This window comes from Phenylobacterium sp. (genome assembly GCF_030651755.1).
GTDB lineage: Bacteria > Pseudomonadota > Alphaproteobacteria > Caulobacterales > Caulobacteraceae > Phenylobacterium.
This window is the reverse complement of the sequence record NZ_JAUSBZ010000059.1, coordinates 1-19,275: the sequence shown is the minus strand read 5'-3', so window position 1 is coordinate 19,275 and position 19,275 is coordinate 1. Positions and strand designations below refer to the sequence as shown.

Below are 19,275 nucleotides of genomic sequence, written 5' to 3'. Positions count from 1 at the left end.
CCGGGACTTAAGGCGACTTGGGCTTGAGCGAGCCAGAGGCGGCGGCCTGCCGTCGCCTCACCGCGCCGCCAGCCTCGTACCAAGGCCGTGACCGGTTCACCAGCGCCACCAGGGTCAGCATGACCGGCACCTCGATCAGCACGCCCACCACCGTGGCCAGGGCCGCCCCGGACTGGAAGCCGAACAGGCTGATGGCCGCAGCCACGGCCAGCTCGAAGAAGTTGCTGGCGCCGATCAGGGCCGACGGTCCGGCGACGCAATGGATCTCGCCCGTCGCCCGGTTCAGCAGATAGGCCAGGCCAAAGATGAAATAGGTCTGGATGATGATCGGCACCGCCAGCAGACCGATCACCAGCGGCTGGGCCAGAATCTGTTCTCCCTGGAAGGCGAACAGCAACACCACGGTGCCCAGCAGGGCGGCGATGGCGACGGGCTGAACCGCGCTCAGAAACGCCTCCAGCCGCCCCGACCGGATCAGCCAGGCGCGCAGAACCTGTGAGATCGCCACCGGCGTGAGGATGTAGAGCGCCACCGACAGCAGCAGGGTCGCCCAGGGCACGATGATCGCCGACAGGCCCAGCAACAGGGCGACGATCGGCGCGAAGGCGACAATCATCACCGTGTCGTTCAGAGCCACCTGGCTCAGGGTGAAGGGAGGATCGCCCTTGGTCAGATTGCTCCAGACAAAGACCATGGCCGTGCAGGGCGCCGCCCCCAGCAGGATCAGCCCGGCGATATAGGACTCGATCTGCGCCTCGGGCAGCAGGGGCCGGAACAGCCAGCCGATGAACACCCAGCCCAGCAGGGCCATGGTGAAGGGCTTGACCGCCCAGTTGGCGAACAGGGTGACGCTGATGCCCCGCCAGTGGGCGGCCACCCCGCCCAGGGCGCGGAAGTCGATCTTCACCAGCATGGGGATGATCATCGCCCAGATCAGCACGGCCACGGGGAGATTGACGTTGGCCACCTCCAGGGCGGCGACGGCCTGGAAAACGTCCGGGAAGACCTGGCCCAGGCCGATCCCACCGATAATCGCCAGGGCGACCCAGAGGGTCAGATAGCGCTCGAACACCGACATGATCGCACTCTCCCGGCCGGCCCGCCGCCGGACCCAGCACCTCCTACCATAATTCTGGAATCACGGAATAGTCGTCGCAGCGGAAGGCGGAAAATCCTCACCCATCCTCAAGGAGGATTGGTAGGCCGGGTGGGGGTCGAACCCACGACCATTCGATTAAAAGTCGAATGCTCTACCACTGAGCTACCGGCCCACGACGCGACGCCTGACGGGCGCCGGCCGAAGGGGGCGGACCATAGGGCGCAGGTCCGACTCGGGCAAGTGAGGCTTGGGTGTTTCCTGAACCGCTCAGCGCGGGATAAACTCACGGCCATGACCCGCAACCTGCTGTCCCCCGCCCTTGTCGTCCTGGCCCTCGCCCTGGCGGGCTGCACCACCACCCGTGCGGATGGATCGCCCCAGGTGCAGACCTCGTCCCAGGCCACCCGTGAGAGTCTCGAAGGCGCCGTCTCCGCCCCCCTGCGGGACGTCAACGTCCTACGGACCAAAATTCCTCCCGTCCTGCTGGAAGCCCAGGCTGACCCCTACCAGCGGCCCAACCCCGCCACCTGCGCCCAACTGATCGCCCTGATCACCCCTCTGAACCAGGCCCTGGGCGCCGATCTGGACGAAGAGGGGGTCGACGACGACGACCTGATGGCTCAGGGACGCTCGACGGCGCTTGGGGCCGTTGCGAGCTTCACCCAGGACGTCATCCCTTTCCGCGGTTGGGTCCGAAAGCTCAGCGGCGCCGAGCAGCATGACAAGCTGGTGCGGGACGCCATCGTGGCCGGCGGCGTTCGCCGGGCCTATTTGAAGGGGCTGGGGGAAGCCCGCGGCTGTAATCCGCCGGCCACGCCCTTCCATGGCCGGGAAAAGCCTGAGGTTATCCGCCAGGACATGCGCCCCCGCTATCCGGTGCGCTGAGCAGCCTTGAAGTCCCGACGGAAGGCCTCGAACCGGCCCTCGGCGATGGCCGCACGCATGGCGGCCGTCAGCGCCTGGAAGTGGGCGATATTGTGCCAGGACAACAGCACCTGACCGAGGATCTCCTCGGCCTTCACCAGGTGATGCAGATAGGCCTTGGAATAGTCGCGGCTGGCCGGACAGGACGAGGCCTCGTCCAGCGGCGCGTCATCCTCGGCGAAGCGGGCGTTCTTCAGATTGATCGGTCCGTTCCAGGTCCAGGCCTGGCCGTGGCGGCCCGACCGGGTCGGCAGGACGCAGTCGAACATGTCCACTCCGCGGGCGACGGCCTCGACCAGGTCGATGGGCTTGCCCACCCCCATCAGATAGCGTGGCCGATCGACCGGCAGCAGGCCGGGCGCATAGTCGAGCACCTCGCACATGGCCTCATGGCCCTCGCCGACCGCCAGGCCGCCGATGGCGTAGCCATCGAAGCCGATGTCCACCAGGCGCTCGGCTGACTCCCGGCGCAGGGCCTCGATCGTCGAGCCCTGCTGGATCCCGAACAGGGCCTGGTGTTCCCGCTCGCCAAAGGCCGCCTTGCAGCGGGCGCCCCAGCGGGCCGACAGACGCAAGGCCTCAGCCGCCCGGGTTTCCTCCGCCGGCCAGGCGACGCATTCGTCCAGCTGCATGACGATGTCGGAGCCCAGCAGGTCGGCCTGAATCTCCACCGACCGCTCAGGCGACAGCACGTGACGTGAGCCATCGATGTGGCTGGCGAAGGTCACGGCCTCCTCCGTCACCTTGGCGATGTTGGACAGCGACATGACCTGGAAGCCGCCGGAATCAGTGAGAATCGGCTTCTCCCACCGCATGAAGCGGTGCAGGCCGCCCAGGCGCGCCACCCGCTCGGCGCCGGGGCGCAGCATCAGGTGGTAGGTGTTGCCCAGGATGATGTCCGCCCCGGTGGAGGCCACCTGATCCACCGTCAGGGCCTTCACCGTCGCCGCTGTGCCCACCGGCATGAAGGCGGGCGTGCGGATATCGCCCCGGGCGGTCTTCAGCACGCCGGTGCGGGCGGCGCCGTCGGTGGCGGCGATCTCAAAGGGAAAGGCGGCCATCAGTGGGCTCTCCAGAGCAGGCTGGCGTCGCCATAGGAATAGAAGCGGTAGCCGCCCGCGATGGCGTGGGCATAGGCGGCCCGCATCGTTTCCAGGCCGGAAAACGCGCTGACCAGCATGAACAGGGTCGAGCGCGGCAGGTGGAAATTGGTCATCAGCCCGTCGGCCGCCCGGAACCGGTAGCCAGGGGTGATGAAGATGGCGGTGTCGTCGGCGAAGGGGCGCACCACGCCATCCTCTCCCGTCGCGCTCTCCACCAGTCGAAGCGAGGTGGTGCCGACACAGACGATGCGGCCGCCGGCGGCCCGGGCGCGGTTGAGCCGCTCGGCGGCCTCGGGGCTGACCTCCCCGAATTCGGCGTGCATGCGGTGGCCTTGGATGTCGTCCACCTTGACCGGCAGGAAGGTGCCGGCGCCCACATGCAGGGTGACGAAACAGGTCTCGATCCCGGCCTGGCTCAGCCGGTTCATCAGCTCAGGCGTGAAATGCAGCCCCGCCGTGGGCGCGGCCACCGAACCATCGGCCTGGGCGTAGATGGTCTGATAGTCGGTCTGGTCCTGATCGTCCTCCGGGCGCTTGGCGGCGATATAGGGCGGCAGGGGCATGGCCCCGCGGGCCTTGATCGCCTCGTCCAGGGCCGGCCCCGCCAGATCGAAGGCCAGCAGGATTTCGCCGCCCTCCCCCTTCTCGACCACGGTGGCGTCGAGCGCGCCCAGCAGGCAGGCGCGGTCCTCGCTCTCGCCGAAGCTCACCCGGTCGCCGGGCGCCAGGCGCTTGCCGGGCCGCATGAAGGCGCTCCAGCGGTCGGGCGCGATCCGCTTGTGCAGGGTGGCCTCCACGGCCACGACGCTCTCGTCCCGGGTCCGACGCCCGCTCAGCCGCGCGGGAATCACCCGGGTGTCGTTGAGCACAAGGATGTCGCCGGCCCGCAACTCGCCAGGCAGGTCGCGCACCTGCAGGTCGGCCAGGGGCTGGCCGGGCGTGACGCGCAGCATGCGCGCCGAATCCCTGGGCTGAGCCGGGCGAAGGGCGATGGCGCTGTCGGGCAGATCGAAGTCGAAATCAGCGGTCTTCATGTGACCCGCCTCAGGCCATGCGAGACCCCGCGCGTCAAGCGCGGGCTCGTGCTAGAGCGCGTTCATGGGCCTCGTGCGAGTCGTCATCACCCGGATCCTGGAAGACATCGCCGCGGCCCTGGCGGTGGGCTCAGCGCTGGCCATGCTGGCCGCCCAGGGGGGCCGGTTCAGCGACCGGCTCGATATCGCCACCCACTTCGCCCTGGTCTTCCTGGTCCTGGCCATGGTCGCCGCCCTGATGGCCGCCCTGACGCCCAGGAGCCTGCTGCGTCGCGTCACCCTCGGGGCCGCAGCCCTGGCCGTGGCGCTCGCCGGCGTCCTGATCCTGCCGGAGATGGTGCGGAACACCCAACCGGCGTCAGACTCCGAGGGCGCCGAGCTCGCCCGACTGAAGGTCATCCAGATGAACACCTGGAGCGGTCGAAACCAGACCATGGACGAGACCGCCGACTGGCTGGTCGCTCAGGACCCGGACATCATCGTCGTCGAAGAATCCAGCCGCCGGTTCCAGCGGGCCCTTGAGGCCCGGGGCGATTATCACCGCACCTGTGACCCCGACGACCGCTGCGAGGTGATCATCTACAGCAAGGCCGCGCCCGTTTCCGGCGGTCTGCCACGGGTCAGCGACGGGGCCTATTTCCCCGCCACAAGGGCCACTTTTGACGCGCCAGGGGGGGATTTCACGGTCATTGGCGCCCATTTCACCTGGCCTGTTCCGGCCGGACCACAGCAGCAGCAGAGCCTGCGCCTGACCAGGATCGCCGAACTCTATGACCGCGACCGGCTGATCATCACCGGTGACTTCAACGCCACGCCCTGGTCTTTCACCCTGCGCCGTCAGGACAAGGCGCTGGGCCTGACGCGACGCAACCGCGCCATGTTGACCTGGCCGGCCATGGCGTTTTCGCGCTGGAACATCCACATGCCCCTGCCCTTCCTGGCCATCGACCACGTCTATGCGGGGTCGGACTGGAAGACGGTGAGCGTGGAGCGCGGGCCGTCCCTGGGATCCGACCACTTCCCGGTGATCGTGACCCTGGCGCTATCCCCGGCCGACTGAACGCCGGCCGGGAGGCAACTTACGCCTCAAGCGTCGGCGGCGACCTTCATGGAGACGATCTTGCCGGGGCTGCGCGGGGGCTCGCCCTTGGGCAGGGCGTCGATGAGCTCCATGCCTTCGGAGACCTCGCCCCAGACGGTGTACTGGCCGTCCAGGAAGCGGGCGTCGTCGAAGCAGATGAAGAACTGGCTGTTGGCCGAATCCGGCACGGCGGTGCGGGCCATGGAGCAGACGCCGCGGACATGGGGCTCGGCGTTGAACTCGGCCTTCAGGTTCGGCTTGTCCGAACCGCCCGAGCCGGTGCCGGTCGGATCGCCGCCCTGGGCCATGAAGCCCGGGATGACCCGGTGGAAGACCACGCCGTCATAGAAGCCTTCGCGGGCCAGTTCCTTGATGCGGGCCACGTGGCCAGGCGCCAGGTCGGGACGCAGGCGAATGGTCACCGGACCGGACTCCAGCGTCATGATCAGGGTGTTTTCGGAATCCATCACTTTACCTCGGAGGGGATTTTGAGATTGCAGGCCGAGAAATCGGCCCCGTCTTCGGCGCGCATCTGCGCCACCTGGGCGGCGAACCAGGGGCCCGCCGTGTCGACAACGCGCAAGGCCGGGCGTTCGGCGCCCGGAATATCGGCCAGCATGCGCACCCGGGTCATCTGATCCTGCGGCGCGGCCACCGGCTCGCCGGTCTTGATGGCCCGGACCACCTCAAGGCCCGCAACCACCCGCCCGAAGGCGGTGTAGCGCTTTTCGAGGGAGGGATAGGCCTGACGCATCAGGAAGAACTGGCTGTTGGCCGAATTCTCCTCCGAGCCGCGGGCCATGCCCGCCACGCCCGGGCAGAACAGGGCCCATCCGGTGATCCTCTGGTCGGCCGTCATGGCCATCAGCATGGGGCTCTGGGTCATCACCGGCACGACGCCGACAAAGCCGGTCTGGCTTGCGCCCGCATCCGCCACAGGGACGAACGGATCGGCCGCGCCTCGGCGGAAGGTAAACTCGGCGCTCAGGTCGGGCAGTTCCGAGCCGCCGGCGCCCGAATCGAGCGGATCGCCGGTCTGGGCCATGAAGACGTCGATGACGCGGAAGAAGCTGCGCCCGTCATAGAAACCCCGGCGAGTCAGGATCTTGATCCGCTCCACATGGGCCGGCGCCAGGCGCGGGGCGAGTTCGACGAATATCCGACCCTTGTTGGTGTCGATCACCATGACGTCGGCGGCGTCAGGGGTGCGCCAGTCCTGGGCGGTGGGCGCCTTGAGGGCTGCGGGTGGAGGCTGTGGGGAGGAACGCTGCGCCAAGGCGGGCGTAGCCACCGTCGCGAGCGCGAGGGCGGCGATCAGGGTCATACGGGTCATGGGATCACTCGTAATAGGCGGAGGCCTCGACCGCCAGACCGTCTGGGCCAAATCGGATCACCTCGACCACCTCGGCGTCGGTGCGCGAGCTGTGATAGCGCAGCGCGAGGCCGTTCACGCCTCCAAACACGCCGCGAAGGGTGAAGGTCAGATCGGGAACCTGGCGCAGGGCTGCTCCCCAATAGGCCGCCAGCGCCGCCTTACCCTCAACGCGGCCCAAGGGCTCGCCCGTGATCCGTGTCGCCGCCGGGCTCGTAAAGACCACATCCTCGGCATAGTGGGGCAGGATCGCGGCCAGATCATGCTGGTTCCAGGCCTCGATCCAGGCCTGGGCGAAGTCCTCGCCCACGGGCATTAGCCGCGGACCTTGGCCAGCAGAGCCTCCTTGACTCGCGGACTGACGAACTTGCCGACCTCGCCGCCCAAGGTGGCGATCTCCTTGACCAGGCGAGAGGCGATAGCCTGATGCCGGGGATCGGCCATCAGGAACACCGTCTCGATCTCACGATCGAGCTGCTGGTTCATGGCCGTCATCTGGAACTCGTATTCGAAGTCGGCCACGGCCCGCAGGCCGCGGATGATCATGCCGGCCCCGACCTGTCGCGCAAACTGCAGGGTCAGGCCTTCATAGGGCTGGACGTCGATTTCGATCGCAGCGGCCAGGGGCGCGGTCTCAGCCTTGATGATGGCCACCCGCTCCTCCAGCGAGAACATTGGACCTTTGCCAGCGTTCACCGCCACGCCGATCACCAGCTTGTCCACCAGCTTGACCGCCCGGCCGATGATGTCGGCGTGGCCATTGGTGATCGGATCGAAGGTGCCCGGATAGAGCCCGATGCGGGTCATGCGACGTTTCCCCGTGTTCTATTTGGTTCGGCTTTCGCCGCGCAACCCGACGAATGCAAGGCCTAATCCTCGCTGACGGCCCCTGGATCGCCACCAGCGCCCTCATCATCCTCGGAGATGGCGCCATCCGAGCCCTCGGCCAAGCGCTCCACCGAGACCACGTGTTCATCGGCCGCCGTGCGGAAGATGGTCACGCCCTGGGTGTTGCGCCCGGCGATGCGGACCTGGCCCACTGGCGTGCGGATCAACTGGCCCTGGTCGGTGACCAGCAGGATCTCGTCGCCCTCCTCCACCGGGAATGAGGCGGTGAGTTTGCCGCCGCGCTTGGTGAGGTCCTGGGCGATCAGGCCCTGGCCGCCGCGGCCGGTGCGGCGGAAGTCATAGGCAGAGCTGCGCTTGCCAAAACCCTCGGAGGAAACGGTGAGGATGAACTCCTCAGCCGCGCCCAGGGCGGCGATCCGCTCCAGGGACAAGGCCTGTTCGCCGGCCTCGACATCCTCGTCCTCGCCGGTTTCCGGCGCGGTGGGTTCCTCGGCCTCGCCGGACTCCGCCGCACGGGTGGCGGTGGCGTGCTTCAGATAGGCCGCCCGCTCGGCCGGCGTCGCATCGACCGAGCGTAGGATGGCCATGGAGATGACGCTGTCGCCCTGGGCCAGGCGCACGCCGCGCACGCCGGTGGAGTCACGGCTGGCGAAGACGCGGACGTCCTCCACCGAGAAGCGAATGCAGCGGCCGGTCGAGGTGGTCAGCAGCACGTCCTGATCAGCCTGACAGACGGCCACGCCGATGATGGCGTCGCCCTCGTCCAGCTTCATGGCGATCTTGCCGTTGCGGTTGATCTGCACGAAGTCCGACAGCTTGTTGCGCCGGACATTGCCCGATCGCGTGGCGAACATGACGTCGTACTGATCCCAGCTGCTCTCATCCTCGGGCAGGGGCAGGATCGAGGTGATCGCCTCGCCGGGCTCGATGGGCAGCAAGTTGACGAAGGCCTTGCCGCGGGAGTTCGGCGCACCAACAGGCAGACGCCAGACCTTCAGCTTGTAGACCTTGCCGCCGGAGGAGAAGAACAGCACCGGCGTATGGGTATTGGCGGAGAAGACGCGGGTGACCACGTCCTCTTCCTTCATGGACATGCCAGAGCGGCCCTTGCCGCCCCGATGCTGGGTCCGGTAGGTGGCCAGCGGCGTGCGCTTCACATAGCCGGAATGGGTGACGGCGATGACCATGTCTTCGCGGGCGATGAGGTCCTCATCGTCCATATCCCCGCCGCCTTCCAGGATCTCGGTCCTGCGGGGCACGGCGAATGCGGTCTTCACCTCGATCAACTCGTCACGGACGATGCCCATGACCCGCTCGCGGGAAGCGAGAATCTCAAGAAAGCCCTTGATAGCGCCGGCCAGTTCGCCAGCCTCGCCAAAGATCTCATCACGACCAAGACCGGTGAGACGCGAGAGGGTCAGCGCCAGAATGGCCCGGGACTGCTCCTCGGTCAGGCGGATCTGGTAGCCTTCCAGCAGCACCGTGCGCGGATCGGCGATCAGATCGACGAGGGGCATCATGTCGCCGGCAGGCCAGGCCCGCTCGGTCAGGCGTTCGCGAGCTTCGGCCGGATCCTTCGACGAACGGATGATATGGATCACCTCGTCAATATTGGCCACGGCGATGGCCAGGCCGACGAGGACGTGGCCGCGATCGCGGGCCTTGGACAGCTCGAACTTGGTGCGGCGAACCACAACCTCTTCGCGGAACTCGATAAAGGCCACGATCAGGTCGCGGAGGTTCATCTCCCGCGGGCGCCCCCGGTCCAGGGCCAGGATGTTCACGGGGAAGGAGGATTGCAGCGGGGTGAAGCGGTAGAGTTGGTTCAGCAGCACTTCGGCTGAGGCGTCACGTTTGATCTCCACCACGACGCGCATGCCATCACGGTCGCTCTCGTCGCGCAGGTCGGCGACGCCCTCGATGCGCTTGTCGCGGACCAGTTCGGCGATCCGTTCCACCAGGCCAGCCTTGTTCACCTGATAGGGCAAGGCGGTGATGATGATGGCTTCGCGGTCCTTGCGGATTTCCTCCACGGCGGCCTTGCCGCGCGTGACCACCGAGGCGCGACCGGTGAGCATGGCCTGCCGCGAGGCGGCCCGGCCCATGATCTCGCCGCCGGTGGGGAAGTCCGGCCCCGGCACGATGTCGGCCAGTTCCTCGATCCCGATATCCGGATTGTCCACATAGGCCACGCAGGCGTCGATCACCTCGCCCAGATTGTGCGGCGGGATGTTGGTGGCCATGCCCACGGCGATGCCGCCGGCGCCATTGACCAGCAGATTGGGAATCCGCGAGGGCAGAACCGCCGGCTCGTGTTCGGACCCGTCATAGTTGGGCTTGAAATCGACGGTGTTCTTGTCGAGGTCGGCCAGCACCGACATGGACGCCTTGGTCAGACGGCACTCGGTATAGCGCATCGCGGCTGGCGGATCGTTATCCACCGAGCCGAAATTGCCCTGGCCATCAATCAGCAGCAGACCCATGGAGAAGGGCTGAGCCAGCCGCACCAGGGTCATGTAGATCGCCGAGTCCCCGTGCGGGTGATACTTACCCATCACGTCACCGACCACCCGCGCCGACTTCACATAGCTGCGGTCAGGGGTGTGGCCCTGCTCGCTCATGGAGAAGAGGATGCGGCGATGCACCGGCTTCAGTCCGTCACGGGCGTCAGGCAGGGCCCGGCTGACAATGACGCTCATGGCGTAGTCGAGATACGAGCGCTTCAGCTCGTCTTCGATGGCGATAGGGGCGATGCCCCCGCGCCGGCCAGCTTCCGGTGGGTTATGGAGATCGTCTGTCAAAGCAGGGAAAAGCCGTCAGAATCGGACACAAGGTGGGAACTGAGGTGTTAGCATCCCCCGGCGGCTGCGCCAACTTCGCGGCCCAGGGACCGTGCCTCCGCCCCGGCTAGGACAAGCCTCGCCCACCCCACGAGATGACAGGATTGGTTCAGGTTGAAGGCGTTATGCCAACTTCCTAGATTGACCAGGACATGACGATGACACGCTTTGCGCCCCTCGCCCTGGCCCTCGCGGCCCTCGCCGGCCCCGCGGCGGCGGCTGACACCATCTTGCCCGGCTATTGGGAGAGCACAAATCGCATGCTCTCGCCGATCCGCACGACGGACGTGGAAAAGCGTTGCCTGACGCCAGCGGACGTCGAGAAGTTCATGATGGGGCCGAGCAACCGGCACTACACCTGCACCTATCCCACCCGCTCGTTCGCGGGCGGCAAGATCCTGCTGAAGGGCACCTGTGTCAGCAAGAAGGGTCGGCAGGTGGCCGTATCGGGCCAAGGGGATTTCACCCCAACCACCTTCAAGCTGACGGCGAACATCGCCACCACCTTCGCCGGCATCCCGGTTTCGGGACGCGCCAGCACCGAGGCCCGGCGGATCAGTGACGTCTGTCCGCCAAAGGACTCCGCCGACTAAAACCCCACGCTTCAACCGCAAACGCCAGAGGGACGGAGTGTTGAACTCCGTCCCTCTTTCTTTGCGCCGATCACCGCCTGAAGGTCAGGCTGCGGTTTTCCAGGCAGGCTTTAGTTCTTCATGCGGCGGGCAAGGGGCGATAGCGCCCGTGGGCAGGCCGGCGATCTCATTGGCGAAGCTGTGGTTGACGTCGCGGTGATGGGCTTCATCGGCCCGGACCACCAGCACCACATCGCGCAGGGTGGCGTCGTCTGGCAGACCCCAATAGCGCTTGGCGATCTCTGGGGCCGGGAGGTTGGGCGAACGGCCTTCGTCCAGTTCGGCGAGATAGTTGGTGTAGCTGATCACCGCCTCTTCCTCGAAATAGCCCACCACCCGGTGGGCGGTCTTTGACGAGACCAGATAGAGGCCGAAGAAGAACAGATAGAAGACCCACTGGACGGCGACGATGACAAAGCGCTCGAAGGCCGTCGGCTTGGCGACCTCGATGAAGGTCATCAGGTGCATCCGCTCATTCTCGGCCTCGTCCATCAGGGTCTTGATCCAGCCCTTGTCGTCGCACATCCGGCGCAGACAGGTCAGGTGGTTGATCGTGGCTCCAACCATGCCCGGTACGGCCGCCACGGTCTCCAGCACCACGGCCCGATGGCCATAGCGCTTGGCGAAGAAGGTGTCGGCGGTGAAGCGCAGCAGCTTGGTGAAGCCCAGGGCGACGGCGTCCGACACCCCTTTGGGCGCGTGGTGGACGGAGAGGTCGACGAGGGGGGCGGTCATGGGGTTGATCCTTGATACGCGCCCTGCGGTGAGGGCGATAAATCACTGAGCAGATTGATAGACCCCTCCCCCGGCTCACAAAATTCCGCCTCACCCCCTAGGTAGCTGTGCGTAGGCTTGACCATGGCTCAACCCGACCCCAGGCATGACAACGGCCGGCCCTGAAACAGGACCGGCCGCAAATCCGTGCTCGCGATAGGCGGAGATTTAGAAGGGGATTTCGTCGTCCAGGTCCGCGGAAAAGTCTTCACGGGGGCCGGACGGCTGGCTGCGCGGGCCACTGGACGAGAAGCCGCCGCCGGAGCCGCCGCCCTCGTCACTGTCGCCGCCACGGCCATCCAGCATGGTCAGCTCACCGCGGAATTTCTGCAGAACGATCTCAGTGGAGTACTTCTCCACGCCGCTCTGGTCGGTCCATTTGCGGGTCTGGATGGCGCCTTCGATATAGACCTTGGAGCCCTTGCGCAGATAGCTCTCGGCCACCTTCACCAGGTTCTCGTTGAAGATCACCACCCGATGCCACTCGGTGCGCTCCTTGCGCTCGCCCGAGGCGCGGTCGCGCCAGGTTTCCGACGTGGCGATCCGGAGGTTGGCGACCCTGTCGCCGGACGACAGGGCGCGAATTTCCGGGTCGGCCCCCAGATTACCGACGAGAATGACCTTATTGACGCTGCCCGCCATGTCGAAATCCTTGAAACTCTGAAAGAAGGTTGCCTGGACCAGCCTTCAGGCTAGCCCGCAGGGGCGCCGGGATCAACGCCGATGTTCCATTTACGTTCTCACGGCGCCGGCGCCCGCGGCATGGCGCCTGGGATGGCCAGGCGACCATCACCGGTGCGCACCAGGGCCAGATACCGATTCTGCTCCCAGGAGGGAGAGGTGAAAATCCCTTCGCTCTGCACGAAGATGAAGTTGCCCTGGTAGGCGCCGACCAGGGTTCGCGTGGTCCCGCCCATCTGCAGGAAGCGAACCCGGATCGCCTCAAGCGCCGCCGCGCAGTGCTCGAGGTCCGGCTGCGCGCCGGGGATCTTGTTGTATTTCAGCGTCCCCTCGGGGGTGCGCACCACCTGATAACAGACCCCGCGGTCCCCTGGCGGGGTGGTTCGCTTCTGGCAGGCGCCGAGGACGAGGGCGCATGCGCCCAAGAGGATGACGGTTCTCAACATGGCTAAATCCTACACCCGCTTCGCGGCGCGCGCGAGGCGTCAACCGATGGGGGGAATGGCGCAGCCTGGCCCCTGATCGGCCAGGGTCCGGAAGCGACGATTGTCGGCCGAAACCTCCACCCGCCCCGGCACCAGCCGAAGGGTCTGCTGCATCCAACGGCCATAGGTCGCCGCCCCTTGAACTTCGCACCGCCCCGCGAACAGGGCCTGGACACAGGCGTTGAGCGTCAGATCACCGGGCATCCGCCGCCATTCCGCCTCGGTGTAGCGCCAGCAGGCGCCCGCCGGCGCGCTGGCCTGGGCGATCGGTCCCGGGGCGGCCGCCTGGGGCGGCGGCGCTGCGAGGGCGGGGGCCGCCGGGGTCACGGTCTCCACTGGCGGCGGCAAGGGTGTGAGCACGGTGCCAGCCGCATCGGCGGCGGCCAGGGCGCCGGTTTCATCGACCCCCACGTCCAGGGCGCCTGTGGCTACGCCATTGCGCTGGGCGCACTCCGTAAGCGTGACCTCACCAACAAACTGACCGCCGACGAAACACCGCAGCGGCCGGGCCGGATCGAGGCGGCCATCGTCACCCTCGGTGGTTTCCACCACCAGACCCGCCTTGGAGGCGGGCGGCGCTTGCGCCGGCTCGTCGTCGCCCCGGGCGAGGAGCCCCACCGCAATGCCCATGCCGGCCAGCAAGGCCAGGGCGCCGCCGATCAAGGACAGCACGATGCGACGATCGTTCAGGAAATCCATGGGGCCTCGCACGCGGGGTTCCTGCCAAAGATCACATCAGCGCCCAAAGCGCGCCGACAAAATTGGCCTTCGCTACGCGCAGAGCTGGCCTGCGCGATCCAAGGTCGCCTCTAGACCGCCCGTGTAAAGGTTTCAAGAAGCGGGCCTGGAGCGCGCGCCGGAAATATGGAGTCCGGTCTGAGGTCGAACCCTGCTCATCCGGCGGGTGCGCCTGATCGCATGATCCCTAGCCGCCGCCGGTCAGGCGATCGAGGGCCGCCTGATAGTTCGCAATCCGGCTTGTCATATAGGCTGACGCCTGTCCGCTGGAGGCCGCCGCCCGCTGCGCAAGGACATTCTTGGGCGTCGCAGCGTCACGCAGGGCCGTATAGATCTTGCGAATGACGCCCTGGGCCTGGGTGAGCTCGGATATGGCGTGGCGGATCTGTTCGGGGCTGCCCAGGTTGATCCCCGAGTGAAGGCCCAGCCCAAAGAAATCCGCCTTGCCATCGGCCGACACCGTCTTGCCGTCCTCAATCTTGCTGGCGCGGACGATGCCCTCCTTCAGACCGAGGATGGCCAGCGCGTCCTGACCCGTCTTGCCGGGGGAAAGCTCGATCACAGATCGCGCATTGAGGGGTTTGATCTGCAGGCGCCGCACCCCCTCGGTGACGGTGGTCTCGACCTTGACCTGGAATCCGGTCTCACGCCGGATCTTGAGCATCAGGCTCTCAAGGGTTTCATCGACGGCGATGGTGATGGCCTTGGGTCGGCCGCCATTGGCGATGATGTTGAACTGATCGCCCGGTCTCAGGGCGCTGACCGAGGTCAGCTTGGCGGAGTCGCTGAATTTGAGCTCGCCAGACGGCAGACCAAGCCTGTCCAGAACGCTGGCGCCCTGCTGGGCGATGGCGATGGAGCCGGGCAAAGCGTGCCCTTCCTTGCCCGTGAATTGCTGGGACCAGGCCACAGCGCCGGCGGCGATATCCAGTCGCGCCAGGAAACCGTCGGCTTTGCCCATGGTGGTGTGGCCAGGCAAGGCCCCGCCCGCCTGCCCGGTGATCCACACCTGACCAGCAGACACCGCCAGACCCGCGGCTTGATCATCCCCTGCCCCGCCATAATAGGCCACGGCGTCCGTGGGTCCGAGGCTGAGGTCTGCGGAAATCTGCGCGGCGAAGGCGTCCACGCCCCCGGCATGGGCCCGGGTCACCGTTCCTGCGTCCAGGGCTGTGTTTCGCGTGGAGCCGGCGATGATCAGCTGACCATTGTCGAGGGCCAGACCGGTGATCGTGCCCCCTTCAAGGTCGCCCAGATCCCGCATGGCGACCTGAACGGGCGTGCCCCCAGAGATGTCGAAGCGTCGGATCACCGCCCGACCATTCTCGATCGTGGCCGTCACCAGGGCGTCGCCATCGACGACCAGGCCCGCAGGCCGATCATCTCCGGCGGTGCCAAAGGACTGAGTGAACTGGGGCTGGGCCACCCCCTGTCCGTTGACGCTGAAGGCCTCAACATAGGAATCCCAACCGCCAAGAGCGGTGGTCCCAGGCATGGTCGATTTTGACCGACCTGCGACGTAGAGCGTGCCGTCGGACCCGAATGCGATCTGGCTGGCCTCATCCTCAAGCCGTGCGCCGCGGCGGGCGGTCCAGAGCTCCTCGCCCTTGTCGTTGAACACCGTGACGAAACTGTCGCTCTTGTCGGTGAGGGCCGCCGAGGCGCTGGAATTCAGGGGGCCGTCCACCGATCCGTTCAGCCCCCCGGTCACCGAGCCGGCCACGGCCACCTGGCCGTCAGCCGAGACAGCCAGGGCCAGGCCCTTGGCGTTTTCCGAAGCGCCCAGCACACGGGTGTAGAGAAGCTTGCCCGCCGAGTCATACTTCATCAGGGCGACGTCACGGTCGCCCTTGATGGACTGGCCGCCGGTTGCGCCGCTGATGTCAGCCAGGATGTAGACCGAACCGTCCGGCCCCACCTGGGTGGCCCGCACCGTCTCGATGGCGCCCTCAAGGGGCTTGGCGAAGATGCGGCCTTCCACCCAGTTGGCCTCGCCCGCCGGCTGCAGCGGCGCCGCCACGGCGCCCGTCTCGGTCTGGAACTTCAGCAGTTGATTGAACTGCACCCCGTCCTTGGTGTCCGGCTTCCCATCGGGGTCGGGGTCGCCGACCTTCTGGGTCAGATAGATGGCCGGCGCGGTCTCGACGGCCGAGAAGGTGACCTTCTCGGTGATGTCGGTCTTGATCTTCATCGCCCACTGGTCAGGACTGGGCGCGAGCTTGATGGTCTTGCCGCCGGACTGATAGGAGCGTTCCGCCCCCGGGATCCGCTCCTGAGCGAACCGGGTGGTGACTCCAGCGGCCTCCAGCTTTGCGTTTATGTGGTTGATCACATTGGGCAGGGTGCGCGTCTGGGCGCCCATCTCGGCAAGGTCGATATGGATGCTGAGACTGGTGTTGATCTGCTGGATCGAGATGTCGAATTTCACATCGCCAGCGAAGGCCGGGACCGGGCCATCGGCGACGCCGGTGACCAGGGGCTGGGTCACATATTCGGTCTTGGCGCGGGCGATCCCCACCGTGGCCCGGGCCGTGTCCGCCACCTCGGCGAACCCCAGGCGCACATTGTCGAACTTGGCGGCGTTCACATAGTTGGTCAGTTCGGCCATGCCTTTGGTGAAGGCCGAAAGGACGCGCGCCGAGTCGAAGCTGGTCAGGTTCTTGGCGTTGGCCCGCTCCGCCAGGGAGGTCAGGGTGGCGAGCCCCTGATACAGGGCGAAGAGTTTCTTGTAGTCGGAGCTGGCGCCAGCCAGATCGAGCGTGGCGGCGCTCTCATCAATGAGTTTCGAGCCCTGCAGGGCCGCCTTGAGGAGGGCTGATGTGTCGACAGGCGTCGCCTGGGGGGACCAGGGCGCCGTGGGGGCGTATTTCCGCGCGACGCCGCCCGAAGCCGTCGACGAGGCGCCGCCAACCCCTCCGAGCTTGGACTGGTAGTAGTTCACCAGCAGGTTGGAATCGAAACCGATCACAGGCGCGCCTTTCGCAGGCGAGGGCCTGCGCCGCCATTGTCGGACAGGCCGAGCTTACAGGGTGTTAACGCGCATGGGCAAAGGACCCGGATCAGGGTCCTGATCCGGGTCACTCTGACGCCCCATCACGAGTCAAACGGGTCGGCCCTAGCGGAAGAGGGAGAGGATCACCTGCGGCGCCTCATTGGCGATCGACAGGGCCTGGGCGCCAAGCTGCTGCTGGACCTGCAGGGCCTGCAGCCTGGCGCTCTCCTTGGCCAGATCAGCATCCACCAGGTTGCCGACGCCCGAGGTCAGCACATCGGTGAGCTTGGACACGAACTTGTTGTGGGCCTCGATCTGCTTGGCCTGGGCCCCCAGACTGCCGAGGGACTGGTTCACATTGGTGATCGAGGCGTCGAGCTGGCTGAGGATGGCCGTCGCCAGCGTCGCCGTCGTGATCGACGCCGTCGCCGCCATGGTGATGATGCCGCCGCCCAAGGACATGTTCTGGGTGGTCAGGGTGATGTAGGCGTTGGCGTCGGCGTTCGCCAGGAACCGGATTGAGCCTGCGACCGATCCATCCAGGATGTTGGCGCCATCAAACTCAGAATTTTCAACGACCTGGGTGATCTGGCGGAGAATCGACTTGAAGTCGGAGTCCAGCGCCGTCCGCGAGGAGGCGTCGAGCGACGTGTCCATCGCCGCGACGACCTTCTCCTTGAGCTGGACCAGCAGATCGGAGACCGACTCGCCCGCCGCCATGGAGACTTCCGAGATGGACTGCGCGCGGTTGAGACTCATCTTCACCGCGCCAAGGGCGCCGATATCGGCCCTCTGGCCCTGGGCGATCGCCCAGACGGACGCGTTGTCCTTGGCGTTGCCGATCTTCAATCCCGTGCTGATGCGATTCTGCACGCCGGACAGTTCGTCATTGGTCCGATTCAGATTCTGCAGAGCGACCAATGCAGACTTATTGGTGTGAACGCTGATCGCCATGGCCCGGACCTCCTTCTTCGTCCGCGACCCGCCTCGCCTCCTCGGGCCGAGTCGCGGGTTGCTGTTCGAAGGGCAAGCTATGGAATCATGGTGTCTAGATGGTTAACGCGCACACGGCGGCGACCGCCGCGGCAAGCCGAGGCGGTTGAAAGGACTCATCTTCTGCCGAGCCCCCAAAGGGTCGGGCGGAGGCTCAGACCTGGGTGCTGACCACGTCGCCGGTCTCGTAATCGGCGCGCTCCCGCATCTTCAGGACCTCTTCCCGCGGCATCTGCGAGATGACTTCGCCGGTGTGGCGATCGACAGTCTTGTAGACATAGGCCCCCAGATTGGGGTCTTCCTCGATGATCAGCCGGACGTCGGCCTGTTCAGACTTCGGGGCGGGCCGCGGAGCGGGATCCGATGGGGCGCGGCTCGTCTGGGGGGCCGGCCGATCGAAGCTTGCTCTGTTCGTGGCCGCCACAGCCGCCACTCGATTTTCCATCCTGTCTTGGCTGGCGCATTGCTGTCGCCAGCCTCCCTAAATGAGGACTGCGGCCGGCGGGGAAGTCGCCCTCCCCGCCTTCCACAGCCGGATCCAGACGTCAGACGCCTGGACCCGGAACGCTCGTTAGCGGAAGAGGCCCAGCAGCGAGGAGCTGGAGCTGTTGGCGATCGACAGCGCCTGAATGCCCAGCTGCTGCTTGGTCTGCAGCGACTGGAGACGGGCGCTCTCCTTGGCCAGGTCGGCGTCGACGAGGTTGCCCACGCCGGCGTCGATCGTGTCCTGCAGCTTGCTCACGAAGCTGAAGTGCGACGACAGGGCCTTGGAGCCGGTGCCGAGCTTGGACAGGGCCGAGGACACGTTGGCGATCGAGGTGTTGATCGTGGCGATCATCGCCGCCGCGGTGGTCTGGGTGCCGATGGAGGCCGTGGCCGTGACGGTCACGTTCGCCCCGCCGAGCGCCAGGCTCTGAGCGGCGACCGTGATCTTGTTCACGCCGTCGGCCGAAGCCAGGGCCGCCACCGTGGTGGGGGTCGTGGCCTTGATCATGTTGGCGCCGTTGAACTCGGCGTTGTTCACAACCTTGGTCAGCTGGTCGCGCAGGGCCTTGAAGTCGTCGTTCAGGGCCGTGCGGCTGGCGGCGTCCAGAGTGGTGTCGGAAGCGGCCAGGGCCTTTTCCTTCATCTGGAGCAGGGTGTCAGAGATGCTCTCACCGGCCGAGAGGGCCACGTCCACCGTCGAGATCGAGCGCTGGAGGCTTTCCTTGACCGAGTTGAGGGCGCCCGATTCCGAACGCTGGTTCTGAGCGATGGCCCAGATCGCGCCGTTGTCCTTGGCGCTGGCGACTTTCAGGCCCGTATTGATACGGTTCTGAACTTCACCAAGTTGGCTGCTGGTCTTATTGAGGTTCTGCAGGGCGACCATGGCCCCGATATTGGTGTTAACGCTATTCATGCGCCTAGGTCCTTGTTCTTAAGGAAACCGGCCGTCGTTTTGACCGCCGTGGGCGTTTTGCCCGGACCTAATGGCAGCAACGGGCGCGCCAAGTCGCCTTGGCGGGAGCCCCGCTCTCAAATATCTGGAATCATTGCGTTATAGGTGCATTAGGCACGTTTTGGCCCGGCAAATTATGCCGACCCTCGAAATACCCGGCACTTTCTGCCCATTGGCGCCCAGCAAAAATTGCCGGGCGCAGCCTGCCTGGTGAAAAGTCTGCCGGGCGGCGCAACGCTC

The 19,275-nt window shown here is 66.3% G+C and carries 19 protein-coding genes and 1 tRNA gene; 3 read left to right on the top strand and 17 right to left on the bottom strand.

Annotation, left to right across the window (positions count from 1 at the left end):
• Window positions 1-7 precede the first annotated feature (7 nt).
• Window positions 8-1,078, bottom strand: coding sequence for an ACR3 family arsenite efflux transporter (gene arsB, locus Q7V15_RS06230; protein WP_304754565.1), 1,071 nt, complete (start codon window positions 1,076-1,078; stop codon window positions 8-10).
• Between the two features lie 118 nt (window positions 1,079-1,196).
• Window positions 1,197-1,271: transfer RNA gene (locus tag Q7V15_RS06225), tRNA-Lys, on the bottom strand.
• Window positions 1,272-1,390: 119 nt separating this feature from the next.
• On the opposite strand from Q7V15_RS06225, the gene Q7V15_RS06220 reads away from it, so the two are divergent.
• Window positions 1,391-1,984: a hypothetical protein gene (locus Q7V15_RS06220; RefSeq protein ID WP_304754564.1), complete on the top strand. Its 594-nt coding sequence runs from the start codon at window positions 1,391-1,393 to the stop codon at window positions 1,982-1,984.
• Here the strand turns inward: Q7V15_RS06220 and tgt are convergent.
• Together tgt and queA are read right to left on the bottom strand one after the other, a co-directional pair.
• On the bottom strand, window positions 1,969-3,084 hold the full coding sequence (tgt, locus tag Q7V15_RS06215) for a tRNA guanosine(34) transglycosylase Tgt (protein ID WP_304754563.1): 1,116 nt from the start codon (window positions 3,082-3,084) through the stop codon (window positions 1,969-1,971). The genes Q7V15_RS06220 and tgt overlap by 16 nt on opposite strands.
• Window positions 3,084-4,160 (bottom strand): tRNA preQ1(34) S-adenosylmethionine ribosyltransferase-isomerase QueA, encoded by a 1,077-nt coding sequence (gene queA / locus Q7V15_RS06210; RefSeq protein ID WP_304754562.1) that lies wholly within the window; start codon window positions 4,158-4,160, stop codon window positions 3,084-3,086. Before queA ends, tgt begins: the two co-directional genes overlap by 1 nt.
• Before the next feature lie 64 nt (window positions 4,161-4,224).
• On the opposite strand from queA, the gene Q7V15_RS06205 reads away from it, so the two are divergent.
• Window positions 4,225-5,220 carry an endonuclease/exonuclease/phosphatase family protein gene (locus tag Q7V15_RS06205; RefSeq protein ID WP_304754561.1) on the top strand — a complete coding sequence of 332 codons (996 nt, stop codon included), beginning with the start codon at window positions 4,225-4,227 and terminating at the stop codon, window positions 5,218-5,220.
• 26 nt (window positions 5,221-5,246) lie between these two features.
• On the opposite strand, the gene Q7V15_RS06200 is transcribed toward Q7V15_RS06205, so the two are convergent.
• The 5 genes from Q7V15_RS06200 to gyrA form a co-directional block, all read right to left on the bottom strand.
• A complete protein-coding gene (locus tag Q7V15_RS06200; protein ID WP_293320703.1) occupies window positions 5,247-5,708 on the bottom strand; it encodes a peptidylprolyl isomerase in 462 nt (153 codons plus the stop codon).
• On the bottom strand, window positions 5,708-6,574 hold the full coding sequence (locus Q7V15_RS06195) for a peptidylprolyl isomerase (RefSeq protein WP_304754560.1): 867 nt from the start codon (window positions 6,572-6,574) through the stop codon (window positions 5,708-5,710). The genes Q7V15_RS06200 and Q7V15_RS06195 overlap by 1 nt, the downstream gene beginning before the upstream one ends.
• A gap of 4 nt (window positions 6,575-6,578) precedes the next feature.
• A complete protein-coding gene (locus Q7V15_RS06190; protein WP_304754559.1) occupies window positions 6,579-6,929 on the bottom strand; it encodes a nuclear transport factor 2 family protein in 351 nt (116 codons plus the stop codon).
• The gene (gene coaD / locus Q7V15_RS06185; RefSeq protein WP_304754558.1) at window positions 6,929-7,420 is read right to left on the bottom strand and encodes a pantetheine-phosphate adenylyltransferase; all 492 of its coding nucleotides are present in this window, start codon (window positions 7,418-7,420) and stop codon (window positions 6,929-6,931) included. Before coaD ends, Q7V15_RS06190 begins: the two co-directional genes overlap by 1 nt.
• Window positions 7,421-7,482: 62 nt before the next feature.
• A complete protein-coding gene (gene gyrA, locus Q7V15_RS06180) occupies window positions 7,483-10,161 on the bottom strand; it encodes a DNA gyrase subunit A (protein WP_370689775.1) in 2,679 nt (892 codons plus the stop codon).
• Window positions 10,162-10,454: 293 nt separating this feature from the next.
• Here gyrA and Q7V15_RS06175 point away from each other — a divergent pair, with 293 nt between their 5' ends.
• A complete protein-coding gene (locus Q7V15_RS06175) occupies window positions 10,455-10,895 on the top strand; it encodes a DUF3617 family protein (protein ID WP_304754556.1) in 441 nt (146 codons plus the stop codon).
• A gap of 84 nt (window positions 10,896-10,979) precedes the next feature.
• Here the strand turns inward: Q7V15_RS06175 and Q7V15_RS06170 are convergent, their stop codons facing one another.
• The 8 genes from Q7V15_RS06170 to Q7V15_RS06135 all read right to left on the bottom strand — a co-directional run bounded on the left by Q7V15_RS06170 (window position 10,980) and on the right by Q7V15_RS06135 (window position 18,996).
• The gene (locus Q7V15_RS06170; RefSeq protein ID WP_304754555.1) at window positions 10,980-11,669 is read right to left on the bottom strand and encodes an alternative oxidase; all 690 of its coding nucleotides are present in this window, start codon (window positions 11,667-11,669) and stop codon (window positions 10,980-10,982) included.
• 207 nt (window positions 11,670-11,876) lie between these two features.
• Window positions 11,877-12,350 carry a single-stranded DNA-binding protein gene (gene ssb, locus Q7V15_RS06165; RefSeq protein ID WP_304754554.1) on the bottom strand — a complete coding sequence of 158 codons (474 nt, stop codon included), beginning with the start codon at window positions 12,348-12,350 and terminating at the stop codon, window positions 11,877-11,879.
• 98 nt (window positions 12,351-12,448) lie between these two features.
• Window positions 12,449-12,835, bottom strand: coding sequence for a hypothetical protein (locus tag Q7V15_RS06160; protein ID WP_304754553.1), 387 nt, complete (start codon window positions 12,833-12,835; stop codon window positions 12,449-12,451).
• A gap of 39 nt (window positions 12,836-12,874) precedes the next feature.
• A complete protein-coding gene (locus Q7V15_RS06155; protein ID WP_304754552.1) occupies window positions 12,875-13,573 on the bottom strand; it encodes a hypothetical protein in 699 nt (232 codons plus the stop codon).
• Between the two features lie 226 nt (window positions 13,574-13,799).
• The gene (locus Q7V15_RS06150; protein WP_304754551.1) at window positions 13,800-16,580 is read right to left on the bottom strand and encodes a hypothetical protein; all 2,781 of its coding nucleotides are present in this window, start codon (window positions 16,578-16,580) and stop codon (window positions 13,800-13,802) included.
• 147 nt (window positions 16,581-16,727) lie between these two features.
• Complete coding sequence (locus Q7V15_RS06145; RefSeq protein ID WP_304754550.1) at window positions 16,728-17,558, bottom strand: flagellin; 831 nt, start codon at window positions 17,556-17,558, stop codon at window positions 16,728-16,730.
• A 193-nt stretch (window positions 17,559-17,751) separates the two neighbouring features.
• Complete coding sequence (locus Q7V15_RS06140; RefSeq protein WP_304754549.1) at window positions 17,752-18,021, bottom strand: flagellar protein FlaG; 270 nt, start codon at window positions 18,019-18,021, stop codon at window positions 17,752-17,754.
• A gap of 147 nt (window positions 18,022-18,168) precedes the next feature.
• Window positions 18,169-18,996, bottom strand: coding sequence for a flagellin (locus tag Q7V15_RS06135; protein ID WP_304754548.1), 828 nt, complete (start codon window positions 18,994-18,996; stop codon window positions 18,169-18,171).
• Window positions 18,997-19,275: the final 279 nt, after the last annotated feature.